Origin of the sequence: Clostridium sp. FP2, assembly GCF_011065955.2 — a bacterium.
Lineage (GTDB): Bacteria > Bacillota > Clostridia > Clostridiales > Clostridiaceae > Clostridium_AD > Clostridium_AD tagluense.
In genome coordinates this window covers 1,370,545-1,385,001 of the sequence record NZ_JAAMNI020000001.1, presented here as the reverse complement: position 1 = coordinate 1,385,001, position 14,457 = coordinate 1,370,545, and the positions used below count along the sequence as shown (strand labels likewise).

Annotated in this window: 21 protein-coding genes; 2 read left to right on the top strand and 19 right to left on the bottom strand. The window is 29.8% G+C overall.

What is annotated here, in order from left to right; translation table 11 throughout:
• Nucleotides 1-226: 226 nt before the first annotated feature.
• From G9F71_RS06455 to G9F71_RS06365, 19 genes are all read right to left on the bottom strand, one after another.
• Entirely contained in the window at nt 227-808 is a 582-nt protein-coding gene (locus G9F71_RS06455; protein ID WP_164951410.1) for a GNAT family N-acetyltransferase, read from the bottom strand.
• A 79-nt stretch (nt 809-887) separates the two neighbouring features.
• Nucleotides 888-1,427: a GNAT family N-acetyltransferase gene (locus G9F71_RS06450; RefSeq protein ID WP_164951209.1), complete on the bottom strand. Its 540-nt coding sequence runs from the start codon at nt 1,425-1,427 to the stop codon at nt 888-890.
• Between the two features lie 26 nt (nt 1,428-1,453).
• The gene (locus G9F71_RS06445) at nt 1,454-1,657 is read right to left on the bottom strand and encodes a hypothetical protein (protein WP_187353496.1); all 204 of its coding nucleotides are present in this window, start codon (nt 1,655-1,657) and stop codon (nt 1,454-1,456) included.
• A 53-nt stretch (nt 1,658-1,710) separates the two neighbouring features.
• Nucleotides 1,711-1,845 (bottom strand): hypothetical protein, encoded by a 135-nt coding sequence (locus tag G9F71_RS27215; protein WP_263488170.1) that lies wholly within the window; start codon nt 1,843-1,845, stop codon nt 1,711-1,713.
• Nucleotides 1,846-1,983: 138 nt separating this feature from the next.
• The gene (locus G9F71_RS06440) at nt 1,984-2,826 is read right to left on the bottom strand and encodes a GNAT family N-acetyltransferase (RefSeq protein ID WP_164951208.1); all 843 of its coding nucleotides are present in this window, start codon (nt 2,824-2,826) and stop codon (nt 1,984-1,986) included.
• Nucleotides 2,827-2,988: 162 nt separating this feature from the next.
• The gene (locus tag G9F71_RS06435) at nt 2,989-3,528 is read right to left on the bottom strand and encodes a GNAT family N-acetyltransferase (protein WP_164951207.1); all 540 of its coding nucleotides are present in this window, start codon (nt 3,526-3,528) and stop codon (nt 2,989-2,991) included.
• Between the two features lie 26 nt (nt 3,529-3,554).
• Entirely contained in the window at nt 3,555-4,169 is a 615-nt protein-coding gene (locus G9F71_RS06430) for a class I SAM-dependent DNA methyltransferase (RefSeq protein ID WP_164951206.1), read from the bottom strand.
• Nucleotides 4,159-4,314 carry a hypothetical protein gene (locus G9F71_RS06425; RefSeq protein ID WP_164951205.1) on the bottom strand — a complete coding sequence of 52 codons (156 nt, stop codon included), beginning with the start codon at nt 4,312-4,314 and terminating at the stop codon, nt 4,159-4,161. The genes G9F71_RS06430 and G9F71_RS06425 overlap by 11 nt, the downstream gene beginning before the upstream one ends.
• A 280-nt stretch (nt 4,315-4,594) precedes the next feature.
• Entirely contained in the window at nt 4,595-4,780 is a 186-nt protein-coding gene (locus G9F71_RS06415; RefSeq protein ID WP_164951204.1) for a hypothetical protein, read from the bottom strand.
• Nucleotides 4,781-4,828: 48 nt separating this feature from the next.
• A complete protein-coding gene (locus G9F71_RS06410; RefSeq protein WP_207712069.1) occupies nt 4,829-5,320 on the bottom strand; it encodes a hypothetical protein in 492 nt (163 codons plus the stop codon).
• Between the two features lie 102 nt (nt 5,321-5,422).
• Nucleotides 5,423-5,875, bottom strand: coding sequence for an NUDIX hydrolase (locus tag G9F71_RS06405; protein WP_164951202.1), 453 nt, complete (start codon nt 5,873-5,875; stop codon nt 5,423-5,425).
• A gap of 232 nt (nt 5,876-6,107) precedes the next feature.
• Nucleotides 6,108-7,181, bottom strand: coding sequence for a S66 peptidase family protein (locus G9F71_RS06400; protein ID WP_164951201.1), 1,074 nt, complete (start codon nt 7,179-7,181; stop codon nt 6,108-6,110).
• Nucleotides 7,182-7,289: 108 nt separating this feature from the next.
• Complete coding sequence (locus G9F71_RS06395; protein ID WP_164951200.1) at nt 7,290-7,847, bottom strand: 2'-5' RNA ligase family protein; 558 nt, start codon at nt 7,845-7,847, stop codon at nt 7,290-7,292.
• Between the two features lie 118 nt (nt 7,848-7,965).
• A complete protein-coding gene (locus G9F71_RS06390; RefSeq protein ID WP_164951199.1) occupies nt 7,966-8,718 on the bottom strand; it encodes a WecB/TagA/CpsF family glycosyltransferase in 753 nt (250 codons plus the stop codon).
• 44 nt (nt 8,719-8,762) lie between these two features.
• The gene (locus G9F71_RS06385) at nt 8,763-9,008 is read right to left on the bottom strand and encodes a hypothetical protein (protein WP_164951198.1); all 246 of its coding nucleotides are present in this window, start codon (nt 9,006-9,008) and stop codon (nt 8,763-8,765) included.
• Between the two features lie 110 nt (nt 9,009-9,118).
• The gene (locus tag G9F71_RS06380) at nt 9,119-9,634 is read right to left on the bottom strand and encodes a hypothetical protein (protein WP_164951197.1); all 516 of its coding nucleotides are present in this window, start codon (nt 9,632-9,634) and stop codon (nt 9,119-9,121) included.
• Between the two features lie 358 nt (nt 9,635-9,992).
• Nucleotides 9,993-10,856: a metallophosphoesterase gene (locus G9F71_RS06375; protein ID WP_164951196.1), complete on the bottom strand. Its 864-nt coding sequence runs from the start codon at nt 10,854-10,856 to the stop codon at nt 9,993-9,995.
• A gap of 96 nt (nt 10,857-10,952) precedes the next feature.
• The gene (locus tag G9F71_RS06370; RefSeq protein WP_164951195.1) at nt 10,953-11,756 is read right to left on the bottom strand and encodes a class I SAM-dependent methyltransferase; all 804 of its coding nucleotides are present in this window, start codon (nt 11,754-11,756) and stop codon (nt 10,953-10,955) included.
• Nucleotides 11,757-11,782: 26 nt separating this feature from the next.
• Nucleotides 11,783-12,982 (bottom strand): MerR family transcriptional regulator, encoded by a 1,200-nt coding sequence (locus G9F71_RS06365; protein ID WP_164951194.1) that lies wholly within the window; start codon nt 12,980-12,982, stop codon nt 11,783-11,785.
• A gap of 285 nt (nt 12,983-13,267) precedes the next feature.
• Here G9F71_RS06365 and G9F71_RS27210 point away from each other — a divergent pair, with 285 nt between their 5' ends.
• A complete protein-coding gene (locus G9F71_RS27210; RefSeq protein WP_263488166.1) occupies nt 13,268-13,402 on the top strand; it encodes a hypothetical protein in 135 nt (44 codons plus the stop codon).
• The gene (eis, locus tag G9F71_RS06360) at nt 13,389-14,426 is read left to right on the top strand and encodes an enhanced intracellular survival protein Eis (protein WP_164951193.1); all 1,038 of its coding nucleotides are present in this window, start codon (nt 13,389-13,391) and stop codon (nt 14,424-14,426) included. Before G9F71_RS27210 ends, eis begins: the two co-directional genes overlap by 14 nt.
• The last annotated feature ends 31 nt before the right edge of the window (nt 14,427-14,457 follow it).

Here is a 14,457-nt window from a genome sequence, read left to right as displayed (position 1 = left end):
TATATTTTACGGGTACGACATTTAAATCTGTTGATATAACTTTCCTCTAATATTTAGATTCACCATATTAGAGATGTATCTGGCATTATAATTTTGAATAATATTATTTTTCACCAAACTGTCTATAAAAATGAACAGTTTGTACTATTTCAAAACCTAGTGATTCATATAAAGAAAGTGCTTTAGTATTCCATTCTAAAGCACCAAGCTGAATAAGCTTTGCACCTTAGCTTAATGCCTTATTGATACCAAACTGAGTAGCTTTCTTTCCATATCCTTTTCCTTGATAAGATGGGGTAACCATTATGAAGTCTAAGTTTCCATCTTCTACAAAGATAGATGCAACTAGCTGTTCATTCTCAAATAAAACATATATAGAATCCTTGCTTTTTAATCTATTTTCTCTATCTTGCTTACTAGCAGGAATAACATATGGTTGTATATCATTTTCTTTTCTTAGCTCATAAAAGCAATCTTTCACAAGCGTTACGTATTGATCATAGTATTTATCTTCATAAGGTTCAAACTCTATATCTACATTAGGCTGAATTATTCCTCTATAATATAGTTCATTGTAGCCAAACCATTTTTTATAACCTAGCCTTTTGTAGAATGAAGTTTCCTTGTCTTTGTCCACACTAAACTCTGTCACTAGAAGATTTGGCTTTATTTCTTGTAAATACTTTGACATTTCATTATATAAAGCTGTACCATTTCCTTTTCTTCTTGATGGAGCTTCTACATATAAATTAACGTCATATCTTTTAGTTTCTTTGTTACATACGCTAATATATGCAAAGCCGCGTATACCATCTTCATTAAAGCTATAATCATCACCCTGATACTTCTATAAATAACTATAAATGCTTTATTAAGATACCTTTACTCTATCTTAATTCCTTATTATTAAATCTAAATATTAATTTTTCCTCATGGACAGTTTGTCCTGTAGATTCATCATAATTATTATTTGTATAACTGCTTACAGTTTTTCTCCAGAATTTCTGCCCTTTTAAATTCTTTGGTAAATGGTTTGTATATAGTTCCCATCTCCCTTGAAATTTATCAAATACTTGTTTTGCAGCAATTTCTCCTATATTTTTACCTCTATAAGGTCTTAATAAAAAGAATTCATTAACATAATAATCACTTGTTTTCGGTGCATATGGCTTGGTAGCTATAAGAATAAATCCTGCTGGTTTATCATCCACCCTAATAATATATGGAAACAGTACATTGGCCTTCTCAAACCATATCTTTTGAACTTCATATTGATCTGCTAATGTTTTCATAGGCTCCTCTTCGTATATTCCATATTCATTAGGCAGGTCCCCGCAATGTTCTGATAAATCGTGCAAATATAATGGATATATATTTTTAATAATATTTGAAGTTTCATTATTAGCTAAGACAGTAGTAATTTTCATTTTAGTCCTCCTTAACTTTATTATAGTTAATATTTTCTTGCTTTCATAAGGAACAAAGAATAATTAATCTTTTGGCCTTCTATAATTTTTTCACCATAAAAAAATGTATTTGCTTGTATATCTTTAAAACCAGCACTAATTAAAATATTTTTCAAAGCATCTTGATTAAAACCATTATGACCATCATAATCCGGATAATTCTTATGAAAGCTACCATCTTCTTTATCCAAATCTACTATACATAAATAACCATCTTTATTAAGTAATTCATAAAAAGTCTTTATTATAGCCTCAGGTGCAATACCATAGAATTATAGATAACATCAAATTTCATATCTATTGAATTTCCGCTTAATGGTTTTTCGTTAAATTCTTGATACTTACCAAATCTTTTACCATATATAATTCCCCTTCTCATAAATATTAAATGCAATGGTTTTACTAATGAGACACTATATTTTACGGGTACGACATTTAAATCTGTTTATATAACTTTCCTCTAATATTTAGATTCACCATATTAGAGATGTATCTGGCATTATAATTTTGAATAATATTATTTTTCACCAAACTGTCTATAAAAATGAACAGTTTGTACTATTTCAAAACCTATTGATTCATATAAGGCAATTGCTTTAGTATTCCATTCTAAAGCACCAAGCTGAATAAGCTTTGCACCTTGGCTTAAAGCCTTATTTATACCAAACTGAGTAGCTTTCTTTCCATATCCTTTTCCTTGATAAGATGGGGTAACCATTATGAAGTCCAAGTTTCCATCTTCTACAAAGATAGATGCAACTAGCTGTTCATTCTCAAATAAAACATATATAGAATCCTTGCTTTTTAATCTATTTTCTCTATCTTGCTTACTAGCTGGAATTGAATATGGTTGTATATCATTTTCTTTTCTTAACTCATAGAAGCAATCTTTCACAAGCTTTACATATTGATCATAGTACTTATCTTCATAAGGTTCAAACTCTATATCTACATTAGGCTGAATTATTCCTCTATAATATAGTTCATTGCAGCCAAACCATTTTTTATAACCTAGCCTTTTATAGAATGAAGCTTCCTTATCTTTGTCCACACTAAACTCTGTCACTAGAATATTTGGCTTTATTTCTTGTAAATACTTTGACATTTCATTATATAAAGCTGTACCAATTCCTTTTCTTCTTGATGGAGCTTCTACATATAAATTAACGTCGTATCTTTTAGTTTCTTTGTTACATACGCTCATATATGCAAAACCACGTATACCAGCTTCATCATATACTATTAGCTTTTTATCATCACTTTCAATATCGCTAAGTATATTGTCTCCATCAACGATATTTTCTTTTTTTATAAATTGGATAAGTTTTTCTGTATCTTCAACTTTAAAATTTCTTATCATTCCAACTCCTCTACCTTTCTTAATTTATTTCTTACTTTTATGATCATGGTATTATGCTTTATTTTTGCTTTATATACTGAATACCACTCTTCATTAAAGCTATAATCATCGCCCTGATACTTCTATAAATAACTATAAATGCTTTATTAAGATACCTTTACTCTATCTTAATTCCTTATTATTAAATCTAAATATTAATTTTTCCCCATGGACAGTTTGTCCTGTAGATTCATCATAATTATTATTTGTATAACTGCTTACAGTTTTTCTCCAGAATTTCTGACCTTTTAAATTCTTTGGTAAATGATTTGTATATAGTTCCCATCTCCCTTGAAATTTATCAAATACTTGTTTTGCAGCAATTTGTCCTATGTTTTTACCTCTATATGGTCTTAATAAAAAGAATTCATTAACATAATAATCAGTTGTTTTAGAAACATATGGTGCTGTAGCTATAAGAATAAATCCTGCTGGTTTATCATCTACCATAATAATATAGGGAAACAGTACATTGGGCCTCTCAAACCAAATATTTTGAACTTCATATTGTTCTGCTAATGTTTTGATAGGCTCCTCTTCGTATATCCCATATTCATTAGGTAGATTTTCATAATGTTCTGACAAATCATGCAAATATAATGGGTATAAATTTTTAATGATATTAGAATTTTCGTTATTAGCTAAGACAGTATTAATTTTCATTTTACTTCTCCTTAAATTTATTATAGTTAATATTTTCTTGCTTTCATAAGAAATAAAGAATAATTAACCTTTTGGTCTTCTATAATCTTTTCACCATAAAAAAAGGTATTTGCTTGTATATCTTTAAAACCAGCACTAATTAAAATGTTTTTCAAATCCTCTTGCTTAAAACCATTATGACCATCATAATCCGGATAATTCTTATGAAAGCTACCATCTTCTTTATCCAAATCTACTATACATAAATAACCATCTTTATTGAGTAATTCATAAAAAATCTTTATTATAGCCTCAGTATCCTGAATATGGTGCAATACCATAGAATTATAGATAACATCAAATTTCATATCTATTGAATTTTCGCTTAATATATCTAAATGATAAGGTAGCATGTTATTTACTTTATATTCATCAATTTTGGATTCCAGTATATCTATCATTCCTTTTGATGAATCAACAAGCGTAATGTTTTTAAATTTATCATAAAGGTTAAAGCTTACAAGACCAGTTCCACACCCAAACTCCATAGCAGAATAATTTTTATCAATAGCAATGGCTTTGCTTATTTCATTGGCAATTATCTTTGCTCTATCAATTCTTTCATCAGTGTCCCAAGTTTTAGCGTAATTATCAAAACTCATTGTGTTCCCCTCCTAGATTTACTTTTGGATTTTTATAGCTCATCCTTATAAAGTCATATACAGTTCCATCGCATTCTTCACTATGTTCGTAAGCAAATTCAAAACCATATTTTTCATATGCCTGTCCCCTTTTAAAGTATCGCAATTAAAACAAACTTAATTGCTCTACCTCATATGGTCTTTTATAACCCTCTATAATATCCTTCATCTTATATAGTATATTTGCTTTGTCACACTCTTATTTAAAAATTTGCCATAATTCATTTGCCCTTTTTGAGCGGCACTCATAGGAATATCCATATTCCTTTGGATAGTATCCTGTCCAATGGTAAGGTTGTACCCCCTTCTTCATATTAATAAGAACATAATATAAGAAGATTTCGAACTAAGAATACAATTTTTCTTTCACACATCGTAGAAGTTTGTTATTCTTTCACTTCATGTAAAATGTTTAATTTTGCTAATTCTTCGTATTCCTCATCTTCTAAATTCATATATGCAAAATGTTCGTGAGCACAAATTGCTAATATTATTCTTTCTTCCTTGTAAAAGGTTAAGTCTTCAAATTCAGTACCTTCAATTTGATGAGGATATACAAATAACTTACTCATATTTGACATTATTTTTCTAAATGTATCACCTATTATAAAATAACACATTTAAAATGCGGGTCCTCTAGATACAGGCGTCACTCGTGTAAACTTAGTGTATAAAAAATCCGCTGTCTTTGCATTAAAATCCTCATATTTTTCATCTTGGAACTCCTCACCTTCTAATTGGAACGCTTCATATCCTAATGAAGTAAAATATGCTAGTTCTTCTTCAAAATGATGATTTAAATATTCTTCCGCATCCATTTCTGTGTCACAGTAATCATCTATTAGGTCTCTATACCCATTAATGTTTTCATTATAGTCGAGCCGGCTTTGTTTATGCTCTGCAAGAATTAATGATTTATCTTCTAACTGCATTTGATTAAATTCTTCTTGTGTAAGTTTACCCAAATGGTCCCTTGATAAAGACAGTTTATTGCATTTCCTACCAACAAATAATAATAACTCATTGAGTTCCTTCCCATTTAAGTCTTCATTTATAAAAATCTTTTTCATACTTTCCCTCAATTCATCATTTATAGTCTTTCTTTGCTTCATACTTTATTACAAGTTTGACATAACTCTTTAACTGAGAAATGTCTTCACATATCGCTGATATGCCCTACACCTATCAATTTTTACACTTTTTTTGACTTCCCATTATTCGCAGGTGACAATATGCTCAACACTATCCCTCAAATTAAGTAGCTTATCTGCAAAAAAGCTTGGATATGCAACATAATCTTTTAACTTATCAATTGGTAACCAATGCATATATTCACGTACACCTTGTGAATAGCTGTTGCTATCCAACTCTTTTGTACCTCTTGATTTCATTATAAAATAAAATGCAATTTCATGGCTCTTCAAGCCATCAAAAAAATTCTCATGAATAAACGCTAATCTGTCAACTTCATATGCAATTCCCGTTTCTTCAAATACTTCTCGCTTAACTGCATCTTCTGCTCTTTCTCCTAAATGTACTCCACCACCTATAGAATAATAGTAAGAATTCAATTGATTTTTTGCGAAAAGAACACATCCATCTTCAATAATTATTGCTGCAGCCCGATATCGGAACCAGCTATCTCCATTTTCAAATCCACAATCCATTACACTCACACCTTTCTTCTATATAAATATTCTTTAATTTACTACATTTTACAAGTTTAACGTATTATATTTACCTATTAGTCAATTAGATTTTAATTTTTTTCAGCACTCCCATTATAGACATAACCTGTCCAGTTTAATTGATTTCATTAGTAATTCTTACAGTTGTTTATGACGAACTTCAAGAATATGGCGACTTAAACCAAATTCAAATTACGCTCATATAATGAAATCATGCAAATATAGATTCCTTTAACGTAATAACCTTTATATCTAAATCAACCTCTGCCTCAATTCCATATGGAATGATACATCTTGGCTGTGCATGACCAAAATTCACATTATACATAATTGGTAAATCTTTATTTTCTATAATCTTATAATAAATTTCTTTATATTCCTCGTAATATTGTTCATCTTGAGGCTTTCCAACAATAATTCCGTTGATAACATCAAATATACCTGTATCTTTTAAAGCAATTAATTCCTTTTCAAATACTTCTGGTTTTGGTTTTTCTTCACAAGTTTCAATGAACAATATTTTATTTTTCCATTCATTTAATGTTGGAAACAACCTGTACTTCTCACATATAGCTTTTTCATCGTCATATCGTGTATTGGTTAATATAGCATATAAACTTTCAAGACAACCACCCAAAAGTCTTCCACTAAATTTCCCTTTTCCTTGTAGAACTTCATATCCTCGTTCTTCCAAGTGTTCTACTCTGCTTGTTCCTACTGCATCCCTAGAAAAATCTGTACGTTCCTCATACCATACATTACTTGATTCTATGCAATCTTCTTTATGACTTTCAAAATACTTCAAAAATGTTTTTCTTGTATATGGCAACATTTCTTTATCTAATTCAGCTAAATCGCAAACGAAAGTAGGCCCATAAAAAGTACCTATTCCAAGTTTATAAAACATCAAATGATTAATTGTCGTATCTGAAAAGCCTGTAAATAATTTAGGATTATTATGAACAGCCTTAATAAAAACATTATCATCTAATAAATATGGTAATGTTTTATATGTATCATCTCCTCCAATTGCACAGATAATCCCTTTTATGGATGTATCATAAAAAGCATCTTTTAAATCCTGTGCTCTGGCTTCTGGATGATTTTTTAAATACTCTATTCCTCTTAATGCGCTTGGCATTACAACAGGTACTAACCCAAACTCTTTTATTCTCTTTAGTCCTAAATCTAATTCATGTTTTGCAAAATCTTCACCAAGCATACCACTCGACATACTTATAACTGCAACTTTATCTCCTTTTACTAATGGTTTTGACTTTTTCATAAATATCACTCCCCCGTATACCAATTATATAAATAAACTTTGATTCAACCTTTTTTACATATCTGACCTAACTTCATATATAATAATAATCTAATTGATTTTGACAAATTATTTGAGCTCTTTTGAAAAAACAACTGTATCTTTTATTGCTATTCCCTCCTCATTAAATTCAACTTCTATGAGGGCAATCTCATTCAATTTACCATGAATTTTATTTAAATTAATTTTACAATACTTAAATGCTTTTATCATATTATCCTCATCTAATCTACTGGCAATTGTGCAATGTGGACTCCAATTGCCTGGAAGATAAAATGAATTTTCATTTACATTGAATTCTTTAAAATAGTCATGATGACGATTATGAAAATGAAGTAATTCAGTTGATAAGGTTGGAGCAAGAAACAAGGTTCCAGTATTAATAAAGGTACCTAATATATTTAGAGATATAGCTACTCTTGACTTGTCCTCATAGTATTCACTAATTAATTTCACAAATCTATCACTATCTAAATTATCATAATCTGCAATAGTAATATGTGGCCTCCTACCTTTTGTTTCTACACCATATTGTGTAATATTATTTTCACTTAAATCTTTCCATAACTTTTTAAAACATGATTCAGTTTCATTGTCTAGATAACCTACAAGTGCATAGGCATACATAAATTATTCCCCCTCGTATTGCTTGAGATCACATAACAATTCCAATTGTTATTCCCCTTAAAATCATAGAATAAAGTCATCGAATCTTCCAATTCTTCATTTTGTTAGAGAAAGTTCCCTATACCCTCTTACGTTTTTTCTTAAGCGCCTCCATTAAGGATTTGTAAGCAAATATTGGCAACACCATTTGCCTACGTAAGCGGGAAGGCTGAATTATTAACCTATATAACCATTCCAGTTTTAGTTGTTGCCATTTTTGGGGAGCACGCGCTGTTTTTCCTGAAATTATATCTAAGCTTCCACCTACTCCAAAGGCAACCTTGACTGGTAGTCTGTGTTTATAATTATAAATCCATTTTTCAGCCCTTGGTGCACCTAGGGCAACTATTAATATATTGGGTCTTTTACTCTCAATATCTACAAGAATTTCTTCCTCTTGCACATTATCAAAGTAGCCATGATGTCTGCCAGATAGAATTATATTTGGATATTCCTCTAATATATTTTCCGTTGCTTTCTTATTGACCTCTTCATCTGCACCTAAAAAATAAAAGGACCAACCTCGCTTATTTCCCATTTTCAAAACTTCTAGTAACAAATCAACTCCAGTAACTCTTTCAAATAATGGCTGGCCCTTCCACTTCGAAGCTAAAACTATTCCTTCACCGTCTGGTGTGATTAAATCTGCCTCATTAAAAATAGTTTGAAGCTGGGAATCTTTTTGCGCTTGCAATACTATTTCTGGATTTCCCGTAATAATATTAAAATTTGATTGATTATTACAATCAATCTTACTAGCTATAATATTTACTGTTTCTTTCATATTCATTTTGGAAAATGGTACGCCTAAAATTTTTACATTATTTAGCATAGTTTTAACCTCACCTGAATTGCTTATTTTATACAATACTTTAATTATAAATTTAATAATCGCATTGAATTATCAAAATGAATACCAGACATATTATCTACCCTAGCAATATATCTATTAACTTCCTCAATTTCGCACCACATAATATCATCAACTTCATTAGAATCCACAAATGGCTTTGTCTTAACAAAAGAAATGAAACCAGCAAGACAATATTTTACTAACCCTTCATCACCAATAATCTTTTCCCCAAGTTCTTTCGCACATATAGGGCAATAGTTAAATTTCATAAAATATCTCCTTACCAGTAATCTACACAGATTATTTTTATATTTCCTTGTAAATCATGTAATAAATTTCACAATATTACATTGCAATATTATGGCTTAAAAAGTTACTTTTATAAGGTCTCTAACCATTTCTTTACGCTTTTTCCACCACTTAGAATAATTACGTTTTTATCATCTTTAATAGCTTCATTAAACAGTTTTTGCCTTTCATTGTTCTTACTCGGATAATCAAACATAATATATTTTACAATGTTAATATCAATTTTTTCTATACACCCCTCAGAAATATAAGGACGTACAGTACCCCTATGTTTAAAATATCTTCTCAAAAATCTATACATGCATATTACTCTATTTATTTTCAAGAAAATAATAGTGTCGCATTGACTATACCTACCATCTTTTTTGCAATCATTAATCCTGTTCCCCTCATATATCCACTTATCCTTTTCTGTTATGCATTTAGTTATTTCAATCTGTTCATTTATTGGGCGTTCCTGCCAACTCTCCATCCAAAAAATTCTATCGTTATAATAAACTGGTACATCCAGTTTATTTCCAATAACATTAGCCAAAGTAGTTTTTCCTGACCCAGATGAACCAAGTATCCATAACCTCTGCATCACAATTACCCCCCCATTATTAATTTGCAATAATATTCAAGTATTTACTAATTCATAGTTTATTTGTATACAAATTATAACATTAATTTGTATATAATGCTATAATATGTATATAGTATTTAATTACTATGCACTAGTATTTCTATAAACAAATTTTATATTACATCTAAAAACTCCACTTCAAGAAGTAAGAAAAGTTTTAAAGTACACTTGAATATGTAGCAGTATCCAGTTTTAATTCTTATAATCTCCTAAGAAATAAAATAAACTGCTATTACATCGCTTTGTAATAACAGTTTATTTATTATAGAGTATAATTCTTCCCAGCTATAAAATCTAACTGTATTTTAAAATTGTTCTTTTAATTCTCACCTAATTTTAGTGTAACTGATACAATTTCAGGTCTATTAAATATCCTCTGAGGAACAATGCTATTGCCAAGACCTCGGCTTACCACCATAACAGTATTGTTTTTTTTATACATGCCTTTATAATATTTTGGCCAAAAGCCTTGATTTGGTGCAATAATTCCACCTAAAAAAGGTAAAATAACTTGTCCACCATGAGCATGTCCTGTAAATGCCAAATCTATATTATTATGAACATAAAGCTCAAAAAGTTCAGGTCTGTGCGAAAGAAGTATTCTAAATCTTTTTTCATTATTAACATCAAATAATTCCTTTTTCATTATATCTGCATTCATATAATCTTCGGAATGACTAGTTGTATTAAATGCAGGATCATCAACCCCTAAAATAAGAATTTTTTGTTTATTTTTTTCATAATATAGTGATTCATTTCTTAAAACTATTACTCCTTTTTCTTTAAGTTTTTTTTCTAGAGATTCAAATCTTCCAGACCACCCTTCATGGTTTCCATTAACATAGTATATGGGTGCTATAGAATTTATTTTATCAATAAAAAACAAAGCATTTTCCTCATTATATTTTTGTTTATCCACCAAATCACCTGTAATAACTATAATGTCAGGCTTTTGTGATTTTATTTTTTTCACAAGAGTATTATTGTCTTTATAAAAGATCTTGTTATGTAAATCTGAAATTTGGACTATCTTAAAGTTATTAAAGGCTTTTGGAAGCTTGCTACTTTTTACATTATATTTAGAGATTACTATATTATTATTCTCAAAATATGAAAAACAAACTAAAAATATAATAATAGAAATAAATATAATATATTTTCTACCTAAAAACTTTTTAACCATACAAATTATCATTTCCTTTCATAATTGCTAGAACTATAAATTCAATATGAGATAAACGAAGCAATATACTGGAAACAGTTTCTCACTTCTAAAAACCTATTTTTTCACTTTAAATATACAAGATTTTGTAGTTATTGACAAGTTCCCATTTTCTTTAATATAATCCTCCACATACTTCGTGAATTCTTGCTTTTTGGGTCCTACAAGTATAGCTCTACCCCTCATCGTTGAAGCTACATATGAAACTATAGGTTCAGCCTGAGGTACCACAATTTTTCCTTCAAAGACCTGCATTTCAACTTCACTAAAGTATTTCTCCAGTAAGAGCCTACCACCTTCAAATTCAAACCTATCACCCATTCCTAAGTTATTAAGGCCTATTTCAGGGTCAAATTTTTCTATAAGTTCATAAAGTTCAACCATTGCTCCACGTCCATTGGTAGTTGCATAAAAAGTTCCACCAGCAGCAAGAACTCTTTTTATTTCAGATAAAGCCTTTTCTATATCTGGAACATGATAAAGCATATGTCTTGCAATTACCACATCAAAACTGCCCTCTTCATAGGGAATATCTTGTATATCGATTTCTTTATATTTGAAGTCATAATCTACCTCTGCCAACGTGTTTTTAGCACATTCAAGCATGCCCTTAGAAAAATCAGATAAAGTAATATTCCAGTCTTTATTTAATTTATATTTATTTCTTTCCCACAAACCTCCAGGTCCACAACCGAGTTCTAGTATTTTCGCTTTGCTTTGAAAATCCATTTGATTAAAGCACCAATCATTCCAATCCACCTTATTAATATTATAACTGTGTAAATTTAACCTTAAATTTAAATTTTTATCATCTTTATATTGCTCTTTTATTAGTTGTTTATTAATTTCAATATTCTCCATAATTGCCTCCTAAATATTTTTTTGTATTATCTTTTCTTAGCTTCAAGAACTCCTGAATCCTTCGTAATAAACATATAGTCTTCTTTTTCTATGATATTTCTAAATAATCCTTCTAACTCTTTAAAATCTTTTTCATTTAAAATTTCATTTAAATTCCCTGGTGCTGAAAGAACATAGTCCATCAAGGGCCCCACTTCTGTTACTTCTAAAGAATCTTTATAGCAATAAAGCTGCACAGGATAAAACCATTCCTCTAATTGTGTTTTCCCATCCTCAAGCTTGAATTTATGGTTTTTTCTAATGTAAGAAAAAGTTACTTTTTCTCTAAAGTTTTCTACCATATTAAAAAGTTCCTCCATATGCTTTTTACCATTGGTGCCAGCATAAAAAACTCCATTAGATTTTAAAACTCTATCAACCTCCGAAAAAACCTTTTCCCTATTTTGTACATAATAAATCATATGATTTGCAATGATAATATCAAACTCCGAATCTCCAAAGGTAATATTTTGTGCATCCATAACTTTAAATGTAAAGTTTTTATCCAAATCTGCTAAGTTATTTCTTGCGTCCTCTATCATACCTCCAGAAATATCTGTAAGAGTAATTTCACACTGCTCTGGAAGTCTGTCCTTATTCCTGAGCCAGAAGCTTCCATCACCACAGCCCAGTTCTAGGATTTTTGCACCTTTAAAAATAGGAATTCTCTCAAACATCCATCTGTGCCATCCCTGCTTATTTGTGCTGTATTTCTCATGAAGATTAATACGGTCTTTTAGATTTGCTGCATTCTTAAACTGCTCAGCAGATATTTTTTCTAAATTGATAGCTTTAATAATCAAAATAAATTTATCCCAATCCAATGTATCTTCGCTATCCAACATTTGTTCTGTTTCATTAATTGCTTCTAAAATGTGTGACATATGCTCCATTTTTCTTTCTATGGCATGCCTTTGTATATTAAGAGAATGCTTAAAGTCGGCCTTATCTGACTCCTCTTTCATTACCACTTTTATCTCTTCTAATGAAAATCCCATAAATTTAAGAGTTAATATTTTTTGAAGCACCGCGAAATCCTGATTACTATAAAGTCTATAGCCTGATTCACTGTATTCAGTAGGCTTAAGCAAATCCTTTTTATCATAATATCTTATTGTTCTAAGTGTAACCCCTGCTTTTTCAGCAAATTTACCTGCAGTATAAAATTTACCTTTTTTAGAATTCATTTTCATCACCCAACTTTATTATAAACAGTAACCTTACGTCACGGTCAAGACTTTTTTGCTTTGTTAAAGAATGGAACTGCGCTTTTTATTATGGTAACTACTATATTGACAATAATATTATGACTTTGTTCGCACCTAGCTATAACTTCATATTCAACAACTATAGGCCCCTTTAATTATACAGTAATCTTTTAACAATAAACTACATATCGTATATATATTTACTTTTGCTTATATTTCATAGATAATAAACTTATGTTTTACAAATCAAGGAGGTATCCATACATGTATTCCATAAAGAAACTAGACAATGCCCAAATAACTGACTTAGCTAAAATACGTGCTAATTCCTTCCCTGCAATTTCTCTCCCACTTGAAAAACATGCTGAAATAATGAATGTTCAAAATGAATTTACTTAATCAGAAAATCTTTGCTGGTGGAGTTGGCTCCGTTGCTGTAGATTTACTTCACAAAAAAGAGAAGGTTGCTTTAGAAATTATTAAATTCTTTATTTATCATTATAAAGAAAGAGGAGCATCCATGGTTTTACTGTATCCTTTTAGACCTGACTTTTATAAAAAAATGGGATTTGGTTTTGGTACAAGCATTAATCAGTTTAAAATTAAGCCTTGTAATCTTCCAAAAGGAAATTCCAAGAAAAATATTAAGTTCTTAAGTAAAGATGATGCTGAAGAAATGTGCAAATTTTATAACAGCATTGCAAATAAAACTAATGGTCTAATTGAAAAATCACCAAAAGAATTTAATAGCCTTTTTAACTTTGAATCCACAAAAATTGTAGGATACAAAGTAGGTAATACAATTTTAGGCTATTTGGTTTTTCACTTTCGAAAGGGAGAAACGGGTTCTTTCGTTGTAAATGATATTTTTGTATCTCAAATGCTATTTGAGAATTCTGAGGTTTTCCTGGAGCTCATGACTTTCTTAAATTCACAAAGTGACCAAATAAGATATGTAATAATAAACACCCAAGATGAAAACTTTAGATTTGCTTTGAATGATCCAAGAAATAATTCTGATAGGATTTTGGTGTCTTTGCACCATGAATGTAGTACCCAAGGAACTGGTATAATGTATAGAGTTATTGATATTCCTAAGCTTTTTGAAGATTTAAAGGATCATAACTTTAATAATATAAACTGCAAACTAAAACTTTCTATACTAGATAGTTTCATTCCCGAGAACGGTGGTAGTTATGTATTCCATTTTAATAATGGTAATTCTTTACTAGTTCAAAATGATGATTACGATGTGGAGTTGACTATAGACATTGCTGATTTTTCTTCATTGATCACTTGTGCTGTTGACTTAAAATCTTTGTATAAATATGGACGTGTACGGTTATCTGATGAAGGCTATTTAAATACTTTAAATGTACTTTTCTCCTCTGATGAGAAGCCATTGTGTATGACTGATTTTTAAATACATAAAAAAAGGTGCGAACTCATATAAA

Bases quoted from the DNA above. Each gene is read 5' to 3' on its own strand.
- G9F71_RS06450 (WP_164951209.1), bottom strand. From the start codon at position 1,427: ATGAAAATTACTACTGTCTTAGCTAATAATGAAACTTCAAATATTATT.
- G9F71_RS27215 (WP_263488170.1), bottom strand. From the start codon at position 1,845: ATGAGAAGGGGAATTATATATGGTAAAAGATTTGGTAAGTATCAAGAA.
- G9F71_RS06440 (WP_164951208.1), bottom strand. From the start codon at position 2,826: ATGATAAGAAATTTTAAAGTTGAAGATACAGAAAAACTTATCCAATTT.
- G9F71_RS06435 (WP_164951207.1), bottom strand. From the start codon at position 3,528: ATGAAAATTAATACTGTCTTAGCTAATAACGAAAATTCTAATATCATT.
- G9F71_RS06430 (WP_164951206.1), bottom strand. From the start codon at position 4,169: ATGAGTTTTGATAATTACGCTAAAACTTGGGACACTGATGAAAGAATT.
- G9F71_RS06415 (WP_164951204.1), bottom strand. From the start codon at position 4,780: ATGAGTAAGTTATTTGTATATCCTCATCAAATTGAAGGTACTGAATTT.
- G9F71_RS06410 (WP_207712069.1), bottom strand. From the start codon at position 5,320: ATGAAGCAAAGAAAGACTATAAATGATGAATTGAGGGAAAGTATGAAA.
- G9F71_RS06405 (WP_164951202.1), bottom strand. From the start codon at position 5,875: ATGGATTGTGGATTTGAAAATGGAGATAGCTGGTTCCGATATCGGGCT.
- G9F71_RS06400 (WP_164951201.1), bottom strand. From the start codon at position 7,181: ATGAAAAAGTCAAAACCATTAGTAAAAGGAGATAAAGTTGCAGTTATA.
- G9F71_RS06395 (WP_164951200.1), bottom strand. From the start codon at position 7,847: ATGTATGCCTATGCACTTGTAGGTTATCTAGACAATGAAACTGAATCA.
- G9F71_RS06390 (WP_164951199.1), bottom strand. From the start codon at position 8,718: ATGCTAAATAATGTAAAAATTTTAGGCGTACCATTTTCCAAAATGAAT.
- G9F71_RS06385 (WP_164951198.1), bottom strand. From the start codon at position 9,008: ATGAAATTTAACTATTGCCCTATATGTGCGAAAGAACTTGGGGAAAAG.
- G9F71_RS06375 (WP_164951196.1), bottom strand. From the start codon at position 10,856: ATGGTTAAAAAGTTTTTAGGTAGAAAATATATTATATTTATTTCTATT.
- G9F71_RS06370 (WP_164951195.1), bottom strand. From the start codon at position 11,756: ATGGAGAATATTGAAATTAATAAACAACTAATAAAAGAGCAATATAAA.
- G9F71_RS06365 (WP_164951194.1), bottom strand. From the start codon at position 12,982: ATGAATTCTAAAAAAGGTAAATTTTATACTGCAGGTAAATTTGCTGAA.
- G9F71_RS27210 (WP_263488166.1), top strand. From the start codon at position 13,268: ATGTATTCCATAAAGAAACTAGACAATGCCCAAATAACTGACTTAGCT.
- eis (WP_164951193.1), top strand. From the start codon at position 13,389: ATGAATTTACTTAATCAGAAAATCTTTGCTGGTGGAGTTGGCTCCGTT.